General features: G+C 73.0%; 4 protein-coding genes. All 4 read left to right on the top strand.

The window, feature by feature from the left end; genetic code table 11:
• Positions 1-49: 49 nt before the first annotated feature.
• The 4 genes from ABTZ89_RS37315 to ABTZ89_RS37300 are packed head-to-tail and all read left to right on the top strand — an operon-like array spanning position 50 to position 3,166.
• A complete protein-coding gene (locus ABTZ89_RS37315; RefSeq protein ID WP_351053903.1) occupies positions 50-664 on the top strand; it encodes a glucose-6-phosphate isomerase family protein in 615 nt (204 codons plus the stop codon).
• Positions 661-1,299, top strand: coding sequence for a bifunctional 4-hydroxy-2-oxoglutarate aldolase/2-dehydro-3-deoxy-phosphogluconate aldolase (locus tag ABTZ89_RS37310; RefSeq protein WP_351053900.1), 639 nt, complete (start codon positions 661-663; stop codon positions 1,297-1,299). The genes ABTZ89_RS37315 and ABTZ89_RS37310 overlap by 4 nt, the downstream gene beginning before the upstream one ends.
• On the top strand, positions 1,296-2,237 hold the full coding sequence (locus tag ABTZ89_RS37305; RefSeq protein ID WP_351053899.1) for a shikimate dehydrogenase family protein: 942 nt from the start codon (positions 1,296-1,298) through the stop codon (positions 2,235-2,237). The genes ABTZ89_RS37310 and ABTZ89_RS37305 overlap by 4 nt, the downstream gene beginning before the upstream one ends.
• The gene (locus ABTZ89_RS37300; protein ID WP_351053896.1) at positions 2,234-3,166 is read left to right on the top strand and encodes a phosphoglycerate dehydrogenase; all 933 of its coding nucleotides are present in this window, start codon (positions 2,234-2,236) and stop codon (positions 3,164-3,166) included. Before ABTZ89_RS37305 ends, ABTZ89_RS37300 begins: the two co-directional genes overlap by 4 nt.
• The last annotated feature ends 146 nt before the right edge of the window (positions 3,167-3,312 follow it).

Below are 3,312 nucleotides of genomic sequence, written 5' to 3'. Positions count from 1 at the left end.
GACGACTGTGCCCGCCGCCGCGTAGTTGAACTACAAGAAAGGTGTTGTGATGACGGAACTCCGTTCGGTGCCCGAGCCGGGCTCGCTGCTCGTCGGTACCGACGGTGCGCTGACCGGGCGCACCTCCGTGTACGAGAAGCGGCTCGGCGACATGGGCGGCGTGTACCGGGACGAGTCCGCCTACCGCGACCTGCTCGCCGAGCTCGGCCCGGACCACCTGGTCTACCGGGTCGAGGAGCACCGGTGCGCGGAAGGTCCGGGTGCGCTGACCATCGGCACGTCGACGATGCAGCCGGGGCGGGTCGGTGCGGAGTACGCGGTCACGCGCGGTCACCTGCACGCCGTCCCCGACCGCGCCGAGCTCTACCACTGCCTGAGCGGAACCGGCCTGCTGCTGCTGGAAACCCTCGACGGTCGCAGCGAAGCGCTCGAACTCGAGCCGGGCCGCGCGGTGCACGTCCCCGGGCACTGGGTGCACCGCAGCGTCAACACCGGCGACGAACCGCTCGTCACGCTGTTCTGCTACAACACCGACGCGGGCCAGAACTACGACCTGATCGCCCAGGCGGGCGGGATGGCCTCGCTGGTCGTCGAGGACGGCGAAGGCGGATGGACGCTGCGGCGCAACCCGGACCACGTCGGCTACCCGGGGGCGGTCGCATGAGCGTGCTGACCGAGCTCAGGACGATCCGGGTCGTGCCGGTCGTCGAGATCGAGAACGCGGACGACGCGGTGCCGCTGGCCCGCGCACTGGTGGCGGGCGGCCTGCCGGTCATGGAGGTCACCTACCGCACGAGCGCGGCGCGGACCGCGATCGAGCGCGTGGCGGCCGAGGTGCCGGAGATGATCGTCGGCGCGGGCACGCTGCTCAGCCCGGCCAACGTCACCGATGCCGCCCAGGCCGGCGCGCGCTTCGGCGTGGCGCCCGGATGCGGTGGTGGAGTGCTGGCGGCGGCGCGCGAGGCGGGCCTGCCGTTCGTGCCCGGCGCGGTGACGCCCGCCGAGATCATGGACTGCCTCGCCGAGGGCTGCGACGTGGTGAAGTTCTTCCCCGCGGGCAGCTACGGCGGGCTCGGCACCCTGCGATCGCTCGCCGGACCGTTCTCGGCCGCGGGCGTGCGGTTCGTGCCGACCGGCGGTGTGTCGCCGGACAACCTCGCCGACTACCTCGCGCACCCCGCGGTCCTGGCCGTGGGCGGGACTTGGATCGCCCCGCGCAAGGACATCACCGCCGGGAAGTGGGCCGAGATCACCGAACGGGCGCGCGCCGCGGTGCAGGTCGTGGAGGCGGCCGCATGAGCCTGGAACTGCCGCCGCCCGCGAGCCGTCCGACGCTGTACTTCATCGGCGTCACGACGAAGAGCTCGTCGATCCGGACGGTCTTCCCGCGCTGGGCCGAGCACCTCGGGATCGACGCCGTGCTCGAGGGCATCGACCTGCCGGTGCACGCGCCCGCCGAGGACTACCGGCGCGTCGTGGAGTTCCTGGCCGCTAGCGAACTGGGCCGCGGCGCGCTCGTGACCACCCACAAGCTCGACCTGTTCACCGCCTGCCGCGACCTGTTCGCGCGGGTGGACCCGCTCGCCGAGCTGATGCACGAGGTGAGCTGCCTGTCCACATCGGACGGTGTGGTCGCGCACGCCAAGGACCCCATCTCCGCGGGGCTCGCCGTCGACGCGGTGGCGCCTCCCGGCTACTGGAGCTCCAGCGGTGCCGACGTGTTCCTGATCGGTGCGGGTGGCGCGGCCATCGCGCTCAGCTGGTACCTGAGCCGGTCCGGCCGCGGCGCCGACCGGCCGCGCCGGATCGTGGTGTCCGACCGCGACCCGGATCGCCTCGACGCGCTGAAGAAGGTCCACGCCGAAGCCGGCACGGACGTGGCGATCGAGACCGCGACCACGCCGGAGCCGGGCGACAACGACCGCGTGCTGGCCTCCCTGAGCCCCGGATCGCTGGTGGTCAACGCGACCGGTCTCGGCAAGGACGCGCCCGGGTCCCCGCTTACCGACGGCGCGACCTTCCCCCGGGACGCGCTCGCGTGGGACCTCAACTACCGCGGCGAACTGCGGTTCCTCGACCAGGCCCGCGCGGCCGGGCACGTCGGCGTCCACGACGGCTGGGTGTACTTCCTGCACGGTTGGACCCAGGTGATCTCCGAGGTCTTCGGGATCGAGATCGCCACCCGGGGACCGGAGTTCCAGGCGCTGTCCGACCTCGCGGCAGGAGCGCGGCGATGAGCGGGCGGATCCTGGTCACCCCGCGCTCCCTGACGGCGGCCGGGCTCGACGCGGTGCCCGAACTGGCGCCCCTGGCCGAAGCCGGGTACGAGCTGGTGCCGGGGCCGGCCGGGAAGCTGCCGTCCGAAGAGGACCTGCTCGCGCTCGTCCCCGACTGCGCGGGCTGGCTCGCCGGGGTCGAGCGGATCACCGACCGGGTGCTCGACGCGGCGCCGGAGCTGAAGGTGATCAGCCGCAACGGCGCCGGAACCGACGGGATCGACCTGGATGCGGCAACCGCCCGCGGCGTGCGCGTCGAGCGTGCCGCCGGGGCCAACGCGCAAGGCGTGGCGGAGCTGGCGGTCGTGCTGGCCATGTCCGCGCTGCGGCACGTGCCGTGGTCGGCGGCGTCGGTGCACGAGGGCGGCTGGAACCGCTACCAGGGAAGGGAATTGGCCGACGTGACCGTCGGCGTCTTCGGGCTGGGGGAGATCGGGCGACGGGTCGCCGGGGCGTTCCGCGCGCTCGGCGCCGACGTCGTCGCGCACGACCCGTTCTCGACGTTCGAAGGCGCGGAACAGGTGGAACCCGCGGAGCTGGTGCGCCGCAGCGACGTCATCACCCTGCACTGCCCGCCGCCACCCGACGGCAAGCCGCTGATCACGGCCGACCTGCTGGCCCGGGCGCCGAGAGGCGCGGTCCTGATCAACACCGCCCGGTCGGCGCTCGTCGACGACGGCGCGGTGCTCGCCGCACTCGACGACGGCGGGCTCACGGCTTACGCGGTCGACGCGTTCGACACCGAGCCACCGGAGCTGACCCCGCTGCTGCGGCACGAGCGCGTGATCGCCACGCCGCACGTCGGCGGCTACACCGGGGCCAGCGTGCGTCGGGCGACAGCGGGTGCGGTGGCTAATCTGCTGTCCGTTCTGAAAGGAGGAGCCGCGTGAAGGCTGTCGTCTACGACGGACCGAAGTCGTTCCAGATCACCAGTGTTCCGGATCCGGAACCGGCGTCGGGCGAGGTGCTGCTCCGGGTGGTGCTGGCCGGGGTCTGCGGCACCGATCTGCACCTGCACGAGGGCGAGTTCGGCCCG

The organism is Saccharopolyspora sp. NPDC002686 (assembly GCF_040295745.1).
GTDB classification, from domain to species: domain Bacteria; phylum Actinomycetota; class Actinomycetes; order Mycobacteriales; family Pseudonocardiaceae; genus Saccharopolyspora; species Saccharopolyspora oryzae.
The sequence above is the reverse complement of the archived record's forward strand: the minus strand, read 5'-3'. Positions and strand labels throughout refer to the sequence as shown.

What these genes read in the sequence shown, in the direction of transcription:
- ABTZ89_RS37315 (WP_351053903.1), top strand. Translation starts at nt 50, where the DNA reads ATGACGGAACTCCGTTCGGTGCCCGAGCCGGGCTCGCTGCTCGTCGGT.
- ABTZ89_RS37310 (WP_351053900.1), top strand. Translation starts at nt 661, where the DNA reads ATGAGCGTGCTGACCGAGCTCAGGACGATCCGGGTCGTGCCGGTCGTC.
- ABTZ89_RS37305 (WP_351053899.1), top strand. Translation starts at nt 1,296, where the DNA reads ATGAGCCTGGAACTGCCGCCGCCCGCGAGCCGTCCGACGCTGTACTTC.
- ABTZ89_RS37300 (WP_351053896.1), top strand. Translation starts at nt 2,234, where the DNA reads ATGAGCGGGCGGATCCTGGTCACCCCGCGCTCCCTGACGGCGGCCGGG.